The organism is Mycobacterium alsense (genome assembly GCF_002086635.1).
In the GTDB taxonomy this organism is placed as follows: Bacteria; Actinomycetota; Actinomycetes; order Mycobacteriales; family Mycobacteriaceae; genus Mycobacterium; species Mycobacterium alsense.
In genome coordinates this window covers 1-17,395 of sequence record NZ_MVHD01000016.1, presented here as the reverse complement: position 1 = coordinate 17,395, position 17,395 = coordinate 1, and the positions used below count along the sequence as shown (strand labels likewise).

17 protein-coding genes and 1 pseudogene are annotated in these 17,395 nt (G+C 69.0%); 11 read left to right on the top strand and 7 right to left on the bottom strand.

Annotated elements, in window-relative coordinates:
- Positions 1–38: 38 nt before the first annotated feature.
- Entirely contained in the window at positions 39–362 is a 324-nt protein-coding gene (locus tag BST11_RS27600) for a hypothetical protein (protein ID WP_211284698.1), read from the bottom strand.
- Positions 363–722: 360 nt separating this feature from the next.
- Between BST11_RS27600 and BST11_RS11690 the strand changes: the two genes are divergently transcribed.
- Positions 723–3,662: a PPE family protein gene (locus BST11_RS11690; protein ID WP_083138139.1), complete on the top strand. Its 2,940-nt coding sequence runs from the start codon at positions 723–725 to the stop codon at positions 3,660–3,662.
- 19 nt (positions 3,663–3,681) lie between these two features.
- Here the strand turns inward: BST11_RS11690 and aceA are convergent, their stop codons facing one another.
- Complete coding sequence (gene aceA, locus BST11_RS11685; RefSeq protein ID WP_083138138.1) at positions 3,682–5,970, bottom strand: isocitrate lyase ICL2; 2,289 nt, start codon at positions 5,968–5,970, stop codon at positions 3,682–3,684.
- 176 nt (positions 5,971–6,146) lie between these two features.
- Positions 6,147–6,863 carry an MBL fold metallo-hydrolase gene (locus BST11_RS11680; protein ID WP_083138137.1) on the bottom strand — a complete coding sequence of 239 codons (717 nt, stop codon included), beginning with the start codon at positions 6,861–6,863 and terminating at the stop codon, positions 6,147–6,149.
- An 80-nt stretch (positions 6,864–6,943) separates the two neighbouring features.
- Between BST11_RS11680 and BST11_RS11675 the strand changes: the two genes are divergently transcribed.
- From BST11_RS11675 to BST11_RS11650, 6 genes are read left to right on the top strand one after another with little or no spacing between them, the layout of a single operon-like run.
- Positions 6,944–7,258, top strand: a complete 315-nt coding sequence (locus tag BST11_RS11675) for an ArsR/SmtB family transcription factor (protein ID WP_083138136.1) — start codon at positions 6,944–6,946, stop codon at positions 7,256–7,258.
- On the top strand, positions 7,255–7,704 hold the full coding sequence (locus BST11_RS11670) for an SRPBCC family protein (protein WP_083138135.1): 450 nt from the start codon (positions 7,255–7,257) through the stop codon (positions 7,702–7,704). The genes BST11_RS11675 and BST11_RS11670 overlap by 4 nt, the downstream gene beginning before the upstream one ends.
- Positions 7,673–8,677, top strand: coding sequence for a zinc-binding dehydrogenase (locus BST11_RS11665; RefSeq protein ID WP_083138134.1), 1,005 nt, complete (start codon positions 7,673–7,675; stop codon positions 8,675–8,677). The genes BST11_RS11670 and BST11_RS11665 overlap by 32 nt, the downstream gene beginning before the upstream one ends.
- A 35-nt stretch (positions 8,678–8,712) precedes the next feature.
- Positions 8,713–9,156: an SRPBCC family protein gene (locus BST11_RS11660; RefSeq protein ID WP_083138133.1), complete on the top strand. Its 444-nt coding sequence runs from the start codon at positions 8,713–8,715 to the stop codon at positions 9,154–9,156.
- Between the two features lie 51 nt (positions 9,157–9,207).
- Positions 9,208–9,810, top strand: coding sequence for a YbhB/YbcL family Raf kinase inhibitor-like protein (locus tag BST11_RS11655; RefSeq protein ID WP_083138132.1), 603 nt, complete (start codon positions 9,208–9,210; stop codon positions 9,808–9,810).
- Positions 9,810–10,667 carry a lipase family protein gene (locus BST11_RS11650; protein WP_083138131.1) on the top strand — a complete coding sequence of 286 codons (858 nt, stop codon included), beginning with the start codon at positions 9,810–9,812 and terminating at the stop codon, positions 10,665–10,667. Before BST11_RS11655 ends, BST11_RS11650 begins: the two co-directional genes overlap by 1 nt.
- A 5-nt stretch (positions 10,668–10,672) precedes the next feature.
- Here the strand turns inward: BST11_RS11650 and BST11_RS11645 are convergent, their stop codons facing one another.
- Positions 10,673–12,235 carry a phytoene desaturase family protein gene (locus BST11_RS11645; RefSeq protein ID WP_083138130.1) on the bottom strand — a complete coding sequence of 521 codons (1,563 nt, stop codon included), beginning with the start codon at positions 12,233–12,235 and terminating at the stop codon, positions 10,673–10,675.
- 59 nt (positions 12,236–12,294) lie between these two features.
- Between BST11_RS11645 and BST11_RS11640 the strand changes: the two genes are divergently transcribed.
- Positions 12,295–12,900 carry a TetR/AcrR family transcriptional regulator gene (locus BST11_RS11640; RefSeq protein WP_083138129.1) on the top strand — a complete coding sequence of 202 codons (606 nt, stop codon included), beginning with the start codon at positions 12,295–12,297 and terminating at the stop codon, positions 12,898–12,900.
- A gap of 14 nt (positions 12,901–12,914) precedes the next feature.
- Here BST11_RS11640 and BST11_RS11635 read toward each other — a convergent pair whose 3' ends face one another.
- From BST11_RS11635 to BST11_RS11625, 3 genes are read right to left on the bottom strand one after another with little or no spacing between them, the layout of a single operon-like run.
- Positions 12,915–13,628 carry a hypothetical protein gene (locus tag BST11_RS11635; RefSeq protein ID WP_083138128.1) on the bottom strand — a complete coding sequence of 238 codons (714 nt, stop codon included), beginning with the start codon at positions 13,626–13,628 and terminating at the stop codon, positions 12,915–12,917.
- A gap of 16 nt (positions 13,629–13,644) precedes the next feature.
- A complete protein-coding gene (locus BST11_RS11630) occupies positions 13,645–15,114 on the bottom strand; it encodes a class I adenylate-forming enzyme family protein (RefSeq protein ID WP_083138127.1) in 1,470 nt (489 codons plus the stop codon).
- Between the two features lie 16 nt (positions 15,115–15,130).
- The gene (locus BST11_RS11625) at positions 15,131–15,820 is read right to left on the bottom strand and encodes a hypothetical protein (RefSeq protein ID WP_244897623.1); all 690 of its coding nucleotides are present in this window, start codon (positions 15,818–15,820) and stop codon (positions 15,131–15,133) included.
- Between the two features lie 210 nt (positions 15,821–16,030).
- Between BST11_RS11625 and BST11_RS11620 the strand changes: the two genes are divergently transcribed.
- The 3 genes and pseudogenes from BST11_RS11620 to BST11_RS29140 all read left to right on the top strand — a co-directional run.
- Entirely contained in the window at positions 16,031–16,513 is a 483-nt protein-coding gene (locus BST11_RS11620) for a carboxymuconolactone decarboxylase family protein (protein WP_083138125.1), read from the top strand.
- A gap of 19 nt (positions 16,514–16,532) precedes the next feature.
- Positions 16,533–17,156 carry a nitroreductase family protein gene (locus BST11_RS11615; protein WP_083138124.1) on the top strand — a complete coding sequence of 208 codons (624 nt, stop codon included), beginning with the start codon at positions 16,533–16,535 and terminating at the stop codon, positions 17,154–17,156.
- A gap of 34 nt (positions 17,157–17,190) precedes the next feature.
- Positions 17,191–17,286 (top strand): annotated as a pseudogene (locus BST11_RS29140) (SRPBCC family protein); the annotation flags it as partial.
- Positions 17,287–17,395 lie beyond the last annotated feature (109 nt).

The following is a 17,395-nucleotide window of genomic DNA, read 5'->3' as shown; positions in this document are numbered from 1 at the left end:
CACCGGCTTGGGAGCAAGCTCAATGAATCCTGGGCGATTTAGGGGTAGCCGCCGCAGACGTTGCCGACGCAACCGCCGCCGCCGCCCGGTCCGCCCCCGCCGCCGCCAACGCCGGGGATGCTGCCGCCACCGCCGCCGGGGCCGCCGCCTCCGGTCGGGCCGCCGGGGGTCCCGCCGCCCCCACCGGGCCCGGTCGACGGCGCGGGCGCCACGCTGGACGACGGGGTGGTGGTCGACGGGGTCGTGCTGCTGCTGCCGGGGCCCTTGTTGCCGCCGCCACATCCGACGGCCAACACGAGCATGGCCGCCCCGCCCAACAGCGCGACGCTATTCCTGGCTCCAGATCTCGCTCCGGATCTCATTGCCGGTCCCCACTTCCATTCGCACCCACTCTTGACGCGGACCACTTCCCCGTACCCGGGCGTGGGAGGCGGCAAACGGGGAGCCGGTAGATCGCCACGGACGTTAATTCTTCGGTCGCTTGACATTTGATCTTGAATGCCGAAAAACATGGGTGAATGTAAACAAGCTTTACAAAGCATCAGAAGAAAATCACGGTCTTATAACGAAATGATCTCACTTCAATAAAACAGGCGCACTGCCACCGGGGATGTGGCTAGCTTATGCGCTACTAAAGCGCGCTGGCGACCGGTCGAAGCTCGGCTGTTGCCATATTTTCGCGAGCTTTTATTGGCCGCGCTCGCCGAGAGAGGTTGACGTAAATGAGCTTTTTTGTGCTGCCGCCGGAGATCAACGCGGCCAACATATTCTCGGGCGCGGGGTCGGCGCCGATGCTGGCGGCGGCGACGGCATGGGACGGCCTGGCCGCCGAACTGGCCTCGGCGGGGGCCGCGTTCGGGGCCGTCACGTCCGACCTCGCGGGCGGAGCGTGGCAGGGCCCGTCCGCGGCGGCGATGACGGCGGCGGCCGCTCCACACGCGGCGTGGCTCACCGCGGCGGGCGCCATGGCCGAGCGGGCGGCCGCGCAGGCGCGCGCGGTCGTGAGCGGCTTCGAATCGGCGCAGGCGGCGATGGTGCAGCCGATTGTCGTGGCGGCCAACCGCTCTCAGTTGGTGTCACTGGTGATCTCGAACCTCTTCGGACAAAACGTGCACGCCATCGCCGCCATGGAGGCCGAGTACGAACAGATGTGGGCCCAGGCGGTGTCCGCGATGTCGAACTACTACTCCGGGGCGTCAGCGGCGGTCGGGGCGCTGACGCCGTTTGCGCAACCGGGCGGCGCCAACGCGGCGGCCGCCCAGCCCAAGACGACCACGCTCAACGCGGGCTTTGCCAACGTCGGCGGCGGCAACGTGGGCAACGCGAACGTGGGCGCCGGAAACCTCGGCGGCGGGAACCTGGGCAACGCCAACGTCGGCTTCGGGAACTCCGGCACCTCCAACGTCGGCCTTTCGAACCTGGGTGCCAACAACGTCGGCTTCGGCAACGCGGGCAGCGGCAACGTCGGCTTCGGCAACGCCGGCAACACCAACATCGGCATCGCGAACACCGGCAACAACAACGTCGGCGTCGGGCTGACCGGCAACAACCTAATCGGCATCGGCAACAACTACGTCGGCGTCGGACCCAACGGCATCAACCAGGTCAGCATCGGCGGGCTGAACTCGGGCAGCGGCAACATCGGCCTGTTCAACTCCGGCACCGGAAACGTGGGCTTCTTCAACTCCGGCACCGGAAACTTCGGCATCGGGAACTCCGGCAGCTACAACACCGGCATCGGGAACTCGGGCGTGGCCAACACGGGTCTGTTCCACGCGGGGTCGTTCAACACGGGCATGTTGGACGCCGGCCTGGCCAACACGGGCAACCTGGACGCCGGCAACTACAACACCGGCAACTTCAACCCCGGCGCGTCCAACACCGGCAGCTTCAACACGGGCAGCGCCAACACCGGCTTCTTCAATACCGGCAACGTCAACACGGGCGCCTTCAACCTGGGCGATATGAACAACGGCCTGTTCAACAGCGGCCAGGCGAATACCGGCGTCCTCTATCGGGGCGTGGGGCAGGGCAGCCTCCACCTCGCCGTTACCACACCGGATCTGACGGTGCCGCCGCTCGAAATACCCGGAATATCCATTCCCGGATTCAGCCTCCCGCCGATCGGCCTTCCGCCGATCACCATTCCGGCGCTGCATTCGCCGCCGAATGTGACGGTGGGCGGTTTCAGCCTGCCGGAGATCACGTTGGGGTCGTTTACGTTCCCGGCGTTGACGTCGCCGGCGAACGTTTCGGTGGGTGGTTTCAGCTTGCCGGATATTACGTTGGGGTCGTTTACGTTCCCGGCGTTGACGTCGCCGGCGAACGTTTCGGTGGGTGGTTTCAGCTTGCCGGATATTACGTTGGGGTCGTTTACGTTCCCGGCGTTGACGTCGCCGGCGAACGTTTCGGTGGGTGGTTTCAGCTTGCCGGATATTACGTTGGGGTCGTTTACGTTCCCGGCGTTGACGTCGCCGGCGAACGTTTCGGTGGGTGGTTTCAGCTTGCCGGAGATTACGTTGCCGTCGTTCACTGTTCCGGCGTTGACGTCGCCGGCCGGCGTGGCGGTGGGCGGATTCAGCCTGCCAACGATACACACCCCGCCCATTACCATAGGCGGGATAAACACCGACCCATTTGTTACCCCAAGAATACTCACGACGATCAGCATTGGGTATTTGGGCCTGCCCGAAATTAGAATTGACAACATACACATATTCATTCCCAACAACATTGCCGCTTTGCAGACACTTGCCCCCGGGGTCTTCCCGGAGATCGGGGGCAACTACATCTCCGGCATCGACGCCCAGGGAAATCCCATTTACTCAGGGGCGCCCAATGCATACATTACGATCGGTGGCGGTTATATCAGCGGCTTTTATTTCCCCGTGGCCATAGAGTCGTTCACGTTCCCGGCATTGAACCTGCCGGCCATCAGCATCCCCGGCGTCACCATCGACCCGATCACCCTGAGCGGCTTTACTCTCCCGCAGGTCAGCACGCCCGCGGTGACCACGACGCCGTACACGATTCCCTCGATCGGGTTGGGTGGCTTCACCCTCCCCCAGGTCAGCACGCCGGCGGTGACGACCTCGCCGTACACGCTGCCCTCGATCGGGTTGGGGGCGTTCACGTTGCCGCAGGTGAGCACCCCGGCGGTGACCACGACGCCGTACACGCTGCCCTCGATCGGGTTGGGGGCGTTCACCCTTCCCGAGGTCGACGTCCCGTCCGTCACCACCCAGGCCTTCACCGTGCCGCCCATCGGGCTCGGCGCCTTCACCACCCCGGCGCTCACCATCGGAAGCATCCGCCTGCCCAGCACCACCGTCGCGGGCTTCGACATCCCGTCGGCGCCGGGCTTTTTCAACTCGAGCGACGCGCCGTCGTCGGGCTTCTTCAACACCGGCGCCGGGGGCAATTCGGGCTTCGGCGGCAACGGGTCGGGGCTGTCGGGCTGGTTCAACACCAACCCCGTGGGCGCCCTCGCCGGCGGGTCCGGCTACCAGAACTACGGCGGGCTGAACTCGGGCTTCAACAACCTGGGCGCCGGGGTCTCGGGCTTCCTCAACACCGGCACGCTGCCGTTGTCGGCGACCAGCCTGGTCTCGGGCGCGCAAAACCTCGGTAACGAGCTGTCGGGCCTCTTCTTCGCGGACTGAGCGGCTGGAGCGGCCGGCCCTACCCCTCCTTGGTGATCAGCTTGCGCAGCGCGATGCGGTCGGGCGTCAGCAGCTCGGCGATGCGCGGCTTGTTCACCTCGGCGACGATGATCTCGCCGACCTCCTGGTAGACCTCGCTGAAGATGCCGTGCGACTTCATCTTCGAGGTCTGGTACTGGTTGTCCTCGGTCGGCGTGACGTAGTACACCGCGTCGGCCTTGAAGCGGTGCACCAGCCACAGGTGGATCAACGTCATCAGCCGCTTCTGGCGCAGCTTCTCGGCGAAGGTGTTCTGGTCGCGCACCGTGAGGATGCTGCGGCCGTGGCGGTCCTTGATGGGGTCGACGACGACGTTGGCCAGCTGCTCGTCGCCTTCCCCGTAGATCCCGAGCTCGAGCACGTCCGATCCCGGGCGGCGGGGCCGCAGCTGCACGCGCAGCTTCTCGCCCAGGTGGTAGTGCTCGCTCCACAGCGCCAGCCACTCCTCGAGCAGCTTCTTCGGCACCTCGGTCTGCACCAGATGCTGATGCTGGGTCGATCCCTTGCCCATCGCCTTGGTGGTCGCGGTGCGCCCCGAGGACGCGGCCAGCGCGGCGTCGCTGCGCGGCCCGCCGACCAGGGTTTGCGGTGTGCGGTAGGGCGACTCGACCAGCCGCATCTTGCGCTGCAGGCGCGCCAGCGCCAGCATGCCGTCCTGCTTGAGGGCCCCGGCGAACTCCTCGGCGGCGACGCCGTCGATCTGGTGCCCGCCGTAGGTGATGAAGTTGAAGACGAAGCCCATCTTGCCCAGCTCCTCGGGGAAGCGCTTCATCTCCTCGTCGGTCATGCCGGTGGTGTCCCAGTTGAACGACGGCGAGAGGTTGTAGGCCAGCATCTGGTCGGGGAACTCGGCGTGGATGGCCTCGGCGAACTCCCGGGCGTCGGCGAGGTCGGCCGTCTTGGTCTCCATCCACAGGATGTCGGCGAACGGCGCCGCCGCCAGCGACTTGGCGATCGCATACGGAATCCCGCCGCGGATCTGGTAGTAACCCTCCGGGGTCTTGGCGAGCTCGCAGTCCCAGCCGGGATCGACGCCCAGCTCCTTGGCCTTCGCGTGGGCGGTATACAGCGACGCCCGCTGGGCGAACCGCCGCCACTCGTCGGGGCTCATGTCCACCGGCTCGTCCTCGCTCTCGCCGAACGCGAGCACCTCGGCGACCGCCTCGCCGTAGGTCATCAGCCCGGCGTCGTCCTCCCAGGCGGCGACGAAACGCGACTCGACCTGGTCGAAGAGATCGTCGATCGAGGTCTTCCCGTCCTCCCGCCAGGCGTTGACGGCGTCGCTGACCAGGCCCTGGATGCCCTGGCGCTCGAGCCACGCGGTCGCCCCGGCGTACTCGGCGTCGGACATCGCGTAGAGCAGGTGGCCGTTGAGTTCCTTGACGCCCAACTCGTAGAAACGCCGAACGAGCGCCAAGAAGCACGCCTTGTAGGAAGGAATGTCCAGGTTGGTGGCGCCGAGCAGGAACGGCTGGTCGCGTTCGTCGGCGCGGCTGTCGAGCAGGTTGGCCGCCTCGGCGTCGGTGCGCGCGACGATGATGCCGGGCACCCGCATGACGTCGAGCTGGAAGCGGGCCGCGTTGAGCCGCTTGATCTGCTCGTCGGACGGAACGAGCACCTTGCCGCCCTGGTGGCCGCACTTCTTGGTGCCCGGCCGCTGGTCCTCGATGTGGTAACCCGGCACGCCGACCTCGACGAAGCGGCGGATCAGGTTGCGCACGTGCGGATCCCCGCCGTGGCCGGTGTCGGCGTCGGCGATGATGAACGGCCGGTAGTCGTAGGCCGGCGTCGCGTCGCGCTTCTGCTCGCTCATCTGCAGGCGCAGGTACTGCTGGTTGCGGTCGGCGGTGAGCAGCGCGCGCACCAGGACCGCCGCGTCGTCGGGCACCTGGCTCAACGGGTAGCTGGCGAGGTCGGGCCCGGGGTCCTCGGTGGTGGAGCCCTTGGCGGAGGTCGCCCAGCCCCCGAGGTAGATCCCCTCGATCCCCATCCGCTTCATGGCCACCGCCTGCCCGGGCGAATACGGGCCGAACGTCGTGATGCTCTTCTTCTCCGCGAACAGCTCGCGCAACCGGTCGTAGAAGGCGGCCGCCGCTTCCCGCGCGACCGGGTAGTCGGTGGGAATGGTGCCGCGCTGCTCGGCGACCTGGCGGGCCGTGTACAGGCGGATGATGCCGTTGAAGCGCGAACTGTCGAAGTATCGCTGCGTAGCCTCAACGTCCTGGTCGAACGGCGTACGGATCTCGTTGTCCGTTTCGATGATGGCCATGGGGTTACGCTCCTCTTCAGCACGATTCCGCTGAACGTGAGTTTATCCCCGGAACCGGCGGTTCAATCAGGGGTCGATGCACCCGATCCGAAACCGTTGTCGTACCGTGCTCCGGCGTCCCGCACCGGGACGACGCCCCCTGCGCTAATGCCTTGTGCCGCAGCGATTTTCGCGGATCATGGTCTCGGCCCTCGGGCGCTCAACCAATCCCGCTGCCTTCGGACGAACCCCGCGTCGACGGCTCTGCCGTGGCCGGGGACGTAAATGGCCCGCGGTCCCCCGGCCGCGAGCACCCGCGAAAGGGTGGCCGGCCAGGCCGCCACATCGGAGTCGGCGTCGATGAACGGGTCGGCGGATTCCTCGACGAGGTCACCGGTGAACACCACGACCCGACCGTCGGCAGGGTCGGCGCCCGGCGCCATAACCACGAGGTCCGACGTCGTGTGGCCCGCGCCCAGGTGGGCGATCGTGACGGCGCGGTCCCCCAGGTCGACGACGGCGTCGTGGACGGTGTGCCGTGGGCGGCGGATCGCGGCGACGGCGTGGTCGATCTCGGCGGGGTCGGCCCCGTAGCTGAGCGCCTGGGTACGGATCTCGCCGGGCGCCGACGACAGGTAGTCGGCGACCGCCGGCGCGCAATACACGTCGGCGTCGGCGAACGCCGGGGCACCCAGGACGTGGTCGAAGTGCTTGTGCGTCAACACAACATGCGTCACGGGGCGCCCGGCGATCCGGCGGGCGTCGGCGTCGATCGCGGTCGCTTCGCGCAGCGTCGTGCCGGTGTCGACGAGCAGCGCTCCGTCGCGTCCGCACACCAGACCGATCGTCACGTCGCAGAACGGCAGGCGGCAGCGATGCACCCCGGCGGCGAGCCGCTCCCAGGCGAAATGCATAACGAGGACGCTAGCCGCCAATGGCCGAACATGTCGGAAAAACTTGACATGTCGGGAATATCCGACATATATTGCCGGGCGTGGCCGCCGCCGATCGCGTCTTTCTCGCCCTGGCGAACCCGGTGCGGCGGGAACTGCTCGAGATCCTGGCCCGACGGTCCCTGTCGGCGGGGGAACTCAGCGACCGATTCGAGCTCAGCCGGCCCGCCGTCGCCGAGCACCTCAAGGTGCTGCGCGCTGCCGGGCTGGTGGCCGACGAGCCACAGGGCCGCCGGCGCATCTACCGCCTGACCGCCGAACCGCTGGCAGAACTGGGCGAGTGGCTGCATCCATTCGAGAAGTTCTGGCGCGCCCGACTGGGCGGGCTCGCCGAGGCCGCGGAGCGGTTGGAATGACGGGTCAATCGTTAGCCACGATCCGGGTCGACCAATTCGTGGCGGCACCGCCGGCGAAGGTGTGGCGGCTGCTGACCGAACCGGCCCTGCTGCGAGAGTGGTGGGCGGAGGGCGACGTGGCCGCCGTCGTCGGCCACCAGTTCACGCTCGACATGCCGGGCTACGGCAAGCAGCCCTGCAAGGTGCTCGAGGTCGATCCCCCGCACCGCTTCGTCTACACCTTCACGGCGGCCTGGACGCTCACCTGGCGCCTCGAGCCGGAGGGCAAGGGCACGCGAGTGTTCTTGGAGCACAGCGGGTTTGACCTCAGCGACACGAGGATGGCCGCGGCCTTCGACCGTATGGGCCCCGGCTGGCGCGACGTCGTGCTGCCGCGGCTCGCCCGAACCGCCGGCCCAGACCAAGGAGAACGCGATGCGCGCAGTCGTCATCACCAAGCACGGTGACCCCTCGGTGCTGCAGGTCCAGCAGCGGCCCGACCCACCGCCACCGGGCCCGGGACAGCTGCGCATCGCGGTGCGCGCGGCCGGTGTCAACTTCGCCGACCACATGGCCCGCGCCGGCATGTACCCCGATGCGCCGAAGCTCCCGGCCGTGGTGGGTTACGAGGTCGCCGGAACGGTCGAGGCCGTCGGCGACGGGGTGGACGCCGGTCGCGTCGGCGAACGGGTGCTGGCGGGCACGCGATTCGACGGCTACGCCGAGGTTGTCAACGTCGCGGCGAGCGATTCCGTGCGGCTCCCCGAGGCGCTGAGCTTCGAGCAGGGCGCCGCCGTTCCCGTCAACTACGCCACCGCGTGGGCGGCGCTGCACGGCTACGGGTCGCTGCGCGCGGGCGAGCGGGTTCTGGTGCACGCCGCGGCCGGCGGTGTCGGCATCGCGGCGATCCAGTTCGCGAAGGCCGCCGGGGCCGAAGTGCACGGCACCGCGTCGCCCGGCAAGCATGCCAAGCTCGCCGAGCTGGGCGTGGACCGCGCGATCGACTACCGCCGCGACGGCTGGTGGAAGGGCCTCGGTCCGTACGACGTGGTGCTCGACGCGCTGGGCGGCACGTCGCTGCGGCGCTCCTATGACCTGCTCCGCCCGGGCGGAAGGCTTGTGGGCTACGGCATTTCGAACATGCAGCGCGGCGAGAAGCGCTCGCTGCGCGCGGCCGCGCCGCACGCGTTGTCCATGCTGCGCGGGTTCAGCCTGCTCGACCAGCTCTCCGAGTCCAAGACCGTCATCGGCCTCAACATGTTGCGGCTGTGGGACGACCGCGGCACGCTCGAGCCCTGGATCACCCCGTTGACCGCGGCCCTCGACGACGGCACCATCGCCCCCGTCGTGCACGCGGCGGTGCCGTTCGCGCGGGCGCCCGAGGCCCACCGGATCCTGGCCGCCCGGGAGAACGTCGGCAAGGTCGTGCTGGTGCCCTGAGTTTCCCGTGGCGGCGCAGCGGCTATCCGTCCCCCATGGCTATCACCGACACCCGGGAAGTCGTCATCGACGCGACGCCCGAGCAGATCATGGACGTGTTGTTCGACCTCGAGTCGTTGACCGAGTGGTCCTCGTTCCACAAGAAGGTCGAAGTATTGGAGCGGGACAGCGACGGCCACCCGACCAAATCCCGGCAAGCGGTCAAGATCGTCGGCGTCACCGACGAGCAGGTGCTGGACTACACCGTCCACGACGACGGCGTGAGCTGGACACTGGTGAGCGCCAAACAGCAACGCGCACAGGAGGGCCGCTACCGACTGACGCCCGAAGGCGATTCCACCCGGGTCCATTTCGAGCTCACCGTCGAGCCCTCCGTGCCGGTCCCCGGATTCCTCCTCAAGCGAGGGGCCAAGGGGCTGATGGAAACCGCGACCGACGGCCTGCGCAAGCGCGTGCTGAAGGTCAAGGGCGGCAAGTAGGCGCTTCCCGAGCGCCGCTTCCGGAGCGACACTGTCCCCATGGAAGTCCCCATGGAAGTCCCAATGGAACCGACACGCATCGCATCGGTCGTGGGCGGGCTGGCGCTGCTGGGCGCGCTGACCGGCTGCGGCGGCGACGGCGGCAGCCACATGACGTCCCCGCCGACACCGAAGGTGACGTCCCTGGGCCGCGGCGTCCCCGAGGCGCCCGCCGGGGGCCCGCTGACGATCGGCAGCCCGGCCTTCCCCGACGGCGCCCCGATCCCCGCGCAGTACACCTGCAAGGGCGCCGACGTGCCGCCGCCGTTGACCTGGTCGGCGCCGCAGGGGGCGGCGCTCGTCGTCGACGACCCGGACGCCCCGCACGGGCCCTACATCCACTGGATCGTGGTGGGAATCCCGCCCGGACCCGGAAGCACCGCGGACGGCCAGACTCCGGCCGGGGGAAGCAGCCTGCCGAATTCGGCCGGCAAGGCCGGGTATAGCGGACCCTGCCCGCCCGCGGGCACCGGGGTGCACCACTATCGCTTTACGCTCTATCAGCTTCCCGCCACCTTCCAGCTGCCCCCGGGAGCCGTGGGATCGCAAGCCGCACAGGCGATCACGCGGGCGACGGCCGGGCAGGCGCAATACACCGGCACGTTCGGCGCCTGATGCCGGCGGCCGCCCCGACGTTAGACGTCACGCGGGCAATACAATTCGGCCAGCTGGTCAACGCGACCTCCGCGACGTCGCCCGGCGACCTGGCGAACGCGGCCGGTCGGGCCCTGAGCGCCGGTGGTGTGGACTACACCGTCGTCACGACGATCTACGCCAACGACCTGGCGACCGACATGAACCCGGCCCGAGCCGACGACGAGGTGTCCATCGGGCTGGTCTGCCAGGCGGACAAGACCGGCGACGTGGCGATCGCGATCCGCGGCACCGAGGGGATCCTGGAGTGGATCCACGACGCCGACTTCCTCCAGGTGCCCTGCCCGTTTCTGGCCGGCGCCGGCAACACGGAAGAGGGCTTCACCATCATGTACGAGTCGCTGCGGACCGGAACGGCGCCGGGTGCGCCGACGGTGGTCGACGCGCTCACGAAACTCAAGTTCCCCCAACCCGTCAACTCCGTGACGCTGTGCGGGCACAGCCTCGGCGGGGCCCTGGCGACCCTGCTCGCCCTCGACGTGGCGGTGAACACGCCGTTCACCCGCCCCGCCGTGTACAGCTATGCCAGCCCGCGCACCGGGGATTCGCTGTTCGCCAGCACCTTCGACCAGGTGGTCACGGATTCGTACCGCATCGCCAATCGGCTGGACATCGTGCCCGCGTTGCCCCCTCCCTTGGACTACGAACACGTGCTCAACCCGTACGAACTGAACCCGATCCGGCTGGTGCCGCTGCCGCCGAAGGTTTTGGTTAATTACTCGGTGGCGTGCGAACATTCGCTGGCCACCTACCTGCACCTGCTGTCGCTGCGATCGGGCGGCCCCGTCCTGCCGCTGGAACCGGCCTGCCGGCCCTGATCGGGTCAGGCCATGTCGTCGAGCGCCTGATAGGCGGCGTTGTAGCCGGGTGCGAACGTGATGCCGGGCCCGCCATGGCATCCCGCGCCGCCCAGGTAGAGCCCCTGGATCGGAATCGGGCAGTCCAGAAAGCCCTTCGGGCCGGGGCGGTTCGGCCCCATCAGGTCCGGATGCAGCAGCCCGTGGCAGAAGTCGCCGTCGGGCGCGGCGAACATGGTGTTCATGTGGTACGGCGCGAACGTGATGTGGCGGATCACGATGTCCTTGAAGTTGGGCGCGAACCTGGTGAGCTTGTCGATGACGCGCTGGGCCATCTCGTTTTTGAGCTGACCGTGCCGTTCGCGGTCGACCTCCACCGGGAAGGCGTAGGCGAACGCGCTGGCGGCGTGCTTGCCGGGCGGCGCCATGCCGGGGTCGTGCACCGAGGGAATCTGCATACCGAGCGACGGGGTGTCCGGTATCAGGCCCCGGCGGCAGGTTTCCCATTGCAGCTGTTGCTCTTCGGGCGAGCCGAAGATGCCGACCGACTGCTGCATGCCCTCTTCGTTCAAGAATTCGTACGGCGCTTTGAACTCGGGCAGACCGTCGAGGGCGAAGTGCAGCTGCACGAAGGAGGCGCGGTGATCGCGGCCCGACAGTCGTGAAACCAGCTGCGCCGGAACGTGTTCGGGGGCAATGAGCCCGGTGAGGGTAAGGTCGGGCGACAGGTTGGACACCACGATCGGGGCGGTGATCGTCGTGCCGTCGCGCAGTCGCACCCCGGTCACCGCGCCGCGCTCGACGAGGATCTGCTCGGCCTTCGCGCGGAACCGGATCTCGCCGCCGTGGGAGACGAAGATTTCGCGCAGGTGCTCGGTCAGCGCGCCGATGCCGCCCTTGAGCTTGGTCATCATCGCGGTGCCGTCGTCCGGCACCGCCAGCGCGAATGCCAGGCAGGTTGCGCTGCCCGGCGTGTAGGGGCCGCGGTAGGTGGAGTTGACGGCCAAGAACGCCAGCATCCCGCGCATCACCGCGTGCCGGTCCCTGTCGGGCAGGTAGCGGTCGATGACGTCCATCGCCGACCCGAACAGCATCTCATGAATGGCGCGGCGCTCTGCCTCGTCGGCCGCGCAGGCATACATCTCGTCGAGCGTCTTGGGGGGCTGGCGAACGTCGAAGCGGCCAAGGGCCTTCGCCGGTCCCCGGCTCCAGGCGATCAGCTCGGCCATCCCGGTGACCGCCTCGATGCCGTGCCTCTCGCCCAGGTGAGTCATCAGCTGGATGGGGTCGCGGTAGAAGACCATCGGCTCCTCGCCGTTTTCGCCGATGTTGGTCGACATCACGTCCGGCTCGACCGTGGGCAGGGTGTCGAGGCCGAGGTCCTTGGTGATCTGGCTCGCCGTCGGGAACTGCACCGATCCGGCGATCTCGTAGCGGAAGCCGTCGATCAGCTCGACGGTCGCCGCCATGCCGCCGGCGTAGGTGTTGGCCTCCAGGCACAGCGTCCGCAGGCCCGCCCGCTGCAGGACCGCGGCCGCGGTCAGCCCGTTGTGTCCGGCCCCCACGACGATCGCGTCATAGTCGGTCATCGGTGTCCTCCTCGGGTCGGCGCGTGACAAGAATATGTCAGTACTGACATAATTGGAAGATGCCAGTCGCGAAACCGGCCAACCGCCACGAGCAGCGCCGGCGGTCGACGCACGAGGCGCTTCGCCGTGCGGCGCTGAAGTGCTTCGCCCGCAAGGGGTTTGCCGACGTGACGGTGACCGAGCTGGCGCGGGAGGCCGGGGTCACCGAGCGGACGTTCTTCCGGCACTTCCCCACCAAGGAGGCCGTGCTTTTCCAGGACTACGAGACGCAGCTGGAATGGCTGGCCGAGGCGCTGGCCTCGCGCCCGGCCTCGGAGTCGCTGTTCGACGCGGTGCTGGCGAGCGTCTCGGCCTTCCCGCACGACCTCGAGGTGGTGCGTCAGGCCGCGACGGCCCGCGCCGAGCTGATCAGCGCCGAGCGCATCGCGGGCCATCTGCGGGTGGTGCAGGCGTCGTTCGCCGCGGTGCTGGCCGACTTCGTGCGGGGCCGCAACCCGGGCGTCGCCAACATCGACCTCGCCGCCGAGGTCGCGGGTTCGGCCCTGGCCGCGGCCCTCGTTGTGGCGGTGGAGAACTGGGGCCGCAACGGCTGCGTCGGGGACCTCGGTGAGCTGGTGGCCGCGAGCCTCGACCTGGTGCGTTCGGGGCTGGCGCCGCTCGCCTGACGCGGCTGCCCGCCCTAGTACAGCGGTGACCAGTCCGACGTCCGCAGCAGCCGGCTCTCCCACTGGTCGCGAAACTTCAGCGCCTCCACCATGTAGCTGCCGGGGCGCTTGTGCTCGGGCGCGGTCTCGGTGGTCAGCAGGCGCACCAGCGCGGCGTAGTTCTCGAAGTCCTCGATCTTCTGCCACAGCATCGCTTCTCGCCGCCGGTAGCTGCCGTGGGCGACCTGGAAGCAGGCCTGGATGTCGAGGATTCGCCGCTCCCTGGGGGCCTGGGAAAGCACCCGGTAGTAGATCTCGTCCCACATCCGGATGTAGTCGTCGAGCGGGGCGTATGGCCAGCCCGTGTCCTCCATGAACAGGCTCAGCGGATGGGTCGCGCCGGTGGTGGGCACGCTGGCCAGGTCGACCGTCTGCAGCGGCGACCAGTCGACCGGCAGCAGGATCTTTCCGGTCACCTCGTGGCGCAGGTTGTCCAGTTCGCGCATCCACGGCCGCAGGTCCCCGGTCTGGGCCCGGCGCGCCAGGCGCTCCCACGCCGCGCCGTCGCTGATCCCGGTAATGGTGACGACGTTGTAGGCCAGCCCGGAGCCGTGGGCGTGGTTCGTGTACCACAGCAGCCGGGCGTCGTCGTCCTGCGCCAGGGTGGGCATCCAGCCCTCCCGGTAGGCGGCCTCGAACTCGTCCTCGCGCGCGCCCACCACCTGGTGGGTCTCGTGAAGGAAAAGCACTGCAACTCCCTAGGTTTCAGGCCTCGTCCAAGATGAGCGCGGCGATCTGGCGCCGGCTGACCTTGCCGGTCGCGTTGTAGGGGATGTGGTCGACGAGCGCCAGCCGCTCGGGCAGCTTGAAGTAGGCGATCAATTCGCGGCAGTGCGAACGCAACTCCTCGAGCGTCACCGGGGCGGAAGCGACCACGGCGGCGCCGACCCGCTGGCCGAGTTCGTCGTCGGCGACGCCGGCGACCGCGACGTCGTCGACGGCGGGATGGCTGCGCAGCGCCTCCTCCACCTCGACCGGCCCGAACTTCTCGCCCCCGCGGTTGATCGTGTCGCTCAGCCGGCCGCTCGGGAAGATGTAGCCGTCGGGGTCCCGGCGCGCGAGATCCCCGGTGCGCAGCCAGCCCTCGGTGACATTCTGACTGGTGTTCACCCACAACTCGCCGACCGTTCCGGGCGCGACGTCGGCGCCGGTGGCGGGGTCCACCACTCGCACCTCGACCCCGGGCAGCGGCCGGCCGACCGAGCCGGCCCGCGCCGGGTCGTGGTGATCGCCGGGCAGCAGGGTCGTGTACGCGCCGAGGGTCTCGGTCTGCCCGAACACGTTGGCGAACGCGACGTGCGGAAGCGCCGCCATTGCCCTGCGCACCAACGTGATCGGCGCGGCGGCGGCCCCGTACGCGATGGCCACCAGCGACGTCAGGTCGGTGCTCGCGAAGTCCGGGTGGTCGAGGATGCGCTGCAGCATCGTCGGGACCATGAAGGTGCTCACCACCCGATGCCGCGACACCAGCCGCAGCCACTCGCCGGCGTCGAAGCGCGCCTGCACCACCGACGTGTTGCCGGAGTACAGGCTGCCGAGCGTGCCCAGCGCGCCGCCGACGTGGAAGAAGGGGACGCACATCATCCCCACCGCCGGCTCGACGCCCGGCCGGAACGGCGTCGTCATCCCCCTGATCCGGTCGCTGAGCCGCCGGCCGGAGATGCCGATCGCCTTGGGCAATCCCGTTGTGCCGCTGGTGAACAACACCAGCGCGTCCCGGTCGTCGTCGGTGTCGAGCCCCGCGTCAAACCCCGCGTCAAACCCCACGTCGGTCGGCGGCCGGCCGGCCCCGACGAGGTCGGAATCCGTCAACACCGTCGGCGCGCCCGCGTCGCGCAGGCGCTGCGCGTACGCCTCCCCGGCGACCGCCACGTCGGCGCAGCCGGCGTTGTGCAGCAGCCCGCGCAGCTCCGCCGGCGTCAGCGCGGGATTCATCAGCGCGGCCGCAGCGCCGATGCGCGCCGCGCCGACCATGGTCGCGATCGACAGCAGGCTGCCGTTGTCGACGACCGCGACGCGTTGGCCGGGCCGAACGCCACGGCCGGCCAGGCCGGCGGCGCAGTTCCGCACCGTCGCGGCCAGCTCGCCGTAGCTGGTGGCGCGGTCGTCGATGACGAGGGCAACCCGGTCGGGCTCGCCGGTCGCGGCGGCGTCGAGAATCGTCCCGGTGTTCATCGGCGGCCTAATACTCCTAATACAGGGGCGACCACTCGGAGGTGCGCAGCAGCCGGGAGGTCCACTGGTCGCGCAGGTCCAGGGCGTCGTGCATCCAGGTTCCGGGCGCACGGTACTCGGCGGGAATGTGGGTGCGCAGCAGGTCGAGCAACGCCTCGGGCCGGCTGATGCGCTGCATCAGGATCACCTCGCGACGCACGTGGCTGCCGAGGGCGGGCTGGAACGCGGCGTGCATGGTCAGCATCGACGACGGCCGCTCCAGGCTTCTCGCGTACACCTCGCCGCACTGGACGATGTACTCCTCGAACTTGTCCTCGTACGGCCACATGGTGTCTTCCATGTAGAGGCTCATCTCGTGCTCTCGCCCGTCGGCCGGCACGTCGTCGAAGGACACCTCCAGCAGCGGCGACCACGGCAGCGGCACCAAGAGCTTCGCGTCGACCTCGTGGCGCAGCTCGTCGAGGTGGCGCATCCACTCCTGCAGGTCGCCCTTCTGGACCCGCGTGGTCAGCCGCTCCCACGCCGCCCCGTCGCGAACGGCGGTGACGGTGACCACCGTGTAGGCCGGGCCGCTGCCGTGCGCCTGATTGGCGTACCACAGCAGCCGGGCGTCGTCGCCCGCGGCCAGCATGGGCATCCAGCCCGTCCGGAAGGCGGCCTCGAAGTCGTCCTCGAGGCGGCCACGCACCGTGTGCACCTCGTGCATGAACAGCACGCCGAGACCTCCAAACCACGGGGCGCTCCGCCGTGAACGCCCCTCGTCCACGGACGGTAGCCCGCCCCGTTCTCCGGGTCTGCGCCGGGCCTACATATGCGCAATAAGACGCAATAAGGCCCGGCGCCCGACCTAGACAGCCGAGTTGAGAATCTGGTTTGCTCAACGCGGTAACGATCTTCACCGGGCAGGAGTTCGATGATGGCCCGAATTGACATCCCGGACGGCCCCGGTGGCGAAGCCGCCATGATCTGGTCGCTGCGCCCGCAATTGGGGGGCATGGTCGAGCGGATGATCCGGGGCGCATACCAGCAGAGCATCCTGCCGCCCGAGGAGCGGGAACTGGCCCGGATGCGGATCGCCCAGATCAACGACTGCGTCGCGTGCTCGGACTTTCGCGCCCAATCCGTCCTGGACGCCGGCGTCGCCGCCGAGGTCTACGACAACGTCGCCGCCTACGCCAGCTACCCCGGCTACACGCCGCGCCAGCGCCTGGCCATCGAGTTCGCGGAACGCTTCGCGAACGACCACGCGTCGCTGGACGACGGGTTCTTCGCGCGGCTGCGCGGGTCGTTCTCCGACGAGGAGGTCCTCGATCTCACGCTCTGTGTGGCGGTGTTCCTCGGTCTCGGGCGCTCGTTGACCGTGCTCGGGGTGGACCAGTCCTGCGCGATCGAACTCTAGAGAGGATTCAAAGGACCCGATGGATCTCGCCACGGTCGACGAATTGCTGACCACCACCCGATCGGTGCGCAAGCGCCTCGACCTGAACCGGCCCGTCGGCCGCGAGGTGATCCTCGAGTGCATCCGGCTGGCGATGCAGGCGCCGACGGCGAGCAACGCGCAGGACTGGCGCTGGCTGGTGGTCACCGACCCCGACAAGCGGGCCGCGATCGCGGACATCTACCGCGGCGTGGGCGCCGAATACCTCGCCCACGCGGCCAAGGAGGCCCCTGACCCGCAGACCAAACGCGTGTACGCCAGCGCGTTCGCCCTGACCGACACGTTGGCCCGGGTTCCGGTGCACGTCATCCCCTGCCTGGACAACCGCATCGACAACTCCAACCTGCTGACCGCCGCGTCGGCGTGGGCGTCGATCATCCCGGCCGGCTGGAGCTTCCTGTTGGCCCTGCGGTCGCGTGGGCTGGGATCGGTGTGGACGACGATGCACCTGGCCAGGGAGCGCGAGGTGGCCGAGTTGCTGGGCATTCCGCCCACGGCCACCCAGGCCGCGCTCTTCCCGGTCGCCTACACCGTCGGGACCGACTTCCGGCCGGCGTCGAGGCCGCCCGCGGAGACCATCACCTTCTGGGACACCTGGGGCTAGCTGGGGCTAGCAGGGAGAGCTGGGGAGAGCACTGATGCAGTCCTACACCGTGCGATTCCACGTCGACGCGCCGCCCGGCAAGGTGTGGCGGGTCCTTCCCCCCCCCCCCCCCCCCCCCCCCCCCCCCCCCCCGGGCCCCCCCCCGCCCCCCCCCCCCCCCCCCCCCGCGGTGCCGGGCCCCGCATTCCCTTCGGTGCCTCCCCCCCCCCCGCCGGCCTTCCCGCCGGTGCCACCCGTGC

Bases quoted from the DNA above. Each gene is read 5' to 3' on its own strand.
- BST11_RS11680 (WP_083138137.1), bottom strand. From the start codon at position 6,863: ATGCATTTCGCCTGGGAGCGGCTCGCCGCCGGGGTGCATCGCTGCCGC.
- BST11_RS27600 (WP_211284698.1), bottom strand. From the start codon at position 362: ATGAGATCCGGAGCGAGATCTGGAGCCAGGAATAGCGTCGCGCTGTTG.
- BST11_RS11615 (WP_083138124.1), top strand. From the start codon at position 16,533: ATGGATCTCGCCACGGTCGACGAATTGCTGACCACCACCCGATCGGTG.
- BST11_RS11655 (WP_083138132.1), top strand. From the start codon at position 9,208: ATGGAAGTCCCAATGGAACCGACACGCATCGCATCGGTCGTGGGCGGG.
- BST11_RS11630 (WP_083138127.1), bottom strand. From the start codon at position 15,114: ATGAACACCGGGACGATTCTCGACGCCGCCGCGACCGGCGAGCCCGAC.
- BST11_RS11690 (WP_083138139.1), top strand. From the start codon at position 723: ATGAGCTTTTTTGTGCTGCCGCCGGAGATCAACGCGGCCAACATATTC.
- BST11_RS11665 (WP_083138134.1), top strand. From the start codon at position 7,673: ATGCGCGCAGTCGTCATCACCAAGCACGGTGACCCCTCGGTGCTGCAG.
- BST11_RS11645 (WP_083138130.1), bottom strand. From the start codon at position 12,235: ATGACCGACTATGACGCGATCGTCGTGGGGGCCGGACACAACGGGCTG.
- BST11_RS11660 (WP_083138133.1), top strand. From the start codon at position 8,713: ATGGCTATCACCGACACCCGGGAAGTCGTCATCGACGCGACGCCCGAG.
- BST11_RS11670 (WP_083138135.1), top strand. From the start codon at position 7,255: ATGACGGGTCAATCGTTAGCCACGATCCGGGTCGACCAATTCGTGGCG.
- BST11_RS11640 (WP_083138129.1), top strand. From the start codon at position 12,295: ATGCCAGTCGCGAAACCGGCCAACCGCCACGAGCAGCGCCGGCGGTCG.
- BST11_RS11650 (WP_083138131.1), top strand. From the start codon at position 9,810: ATGCCGGCGGCCGCCCCGACGTTAGACGTCACGCGGGCAATACAATTC.
- BST11_RS11620 (WP_083138125.1), top strand. From the start codon at position 16,031: ATGGCCCGAATTGACATCCCGGACGGCCCCGGTGGCGAAGCCGCCATG.
- BST11_RS11625 (WP_244897623.1), bottom strand. From the start codon at position 15,820: ATGCACGAGGTGCACACGGTGCGTGGCCGCCTCGAGGACGACTTCGAG.
- aceA (WP_083138138.1), bottom strand. From the start codon at position 5,970: ATGGCCATCATCGAAACGGACAACGAGATCCGTACGCCGTTCGACCAG.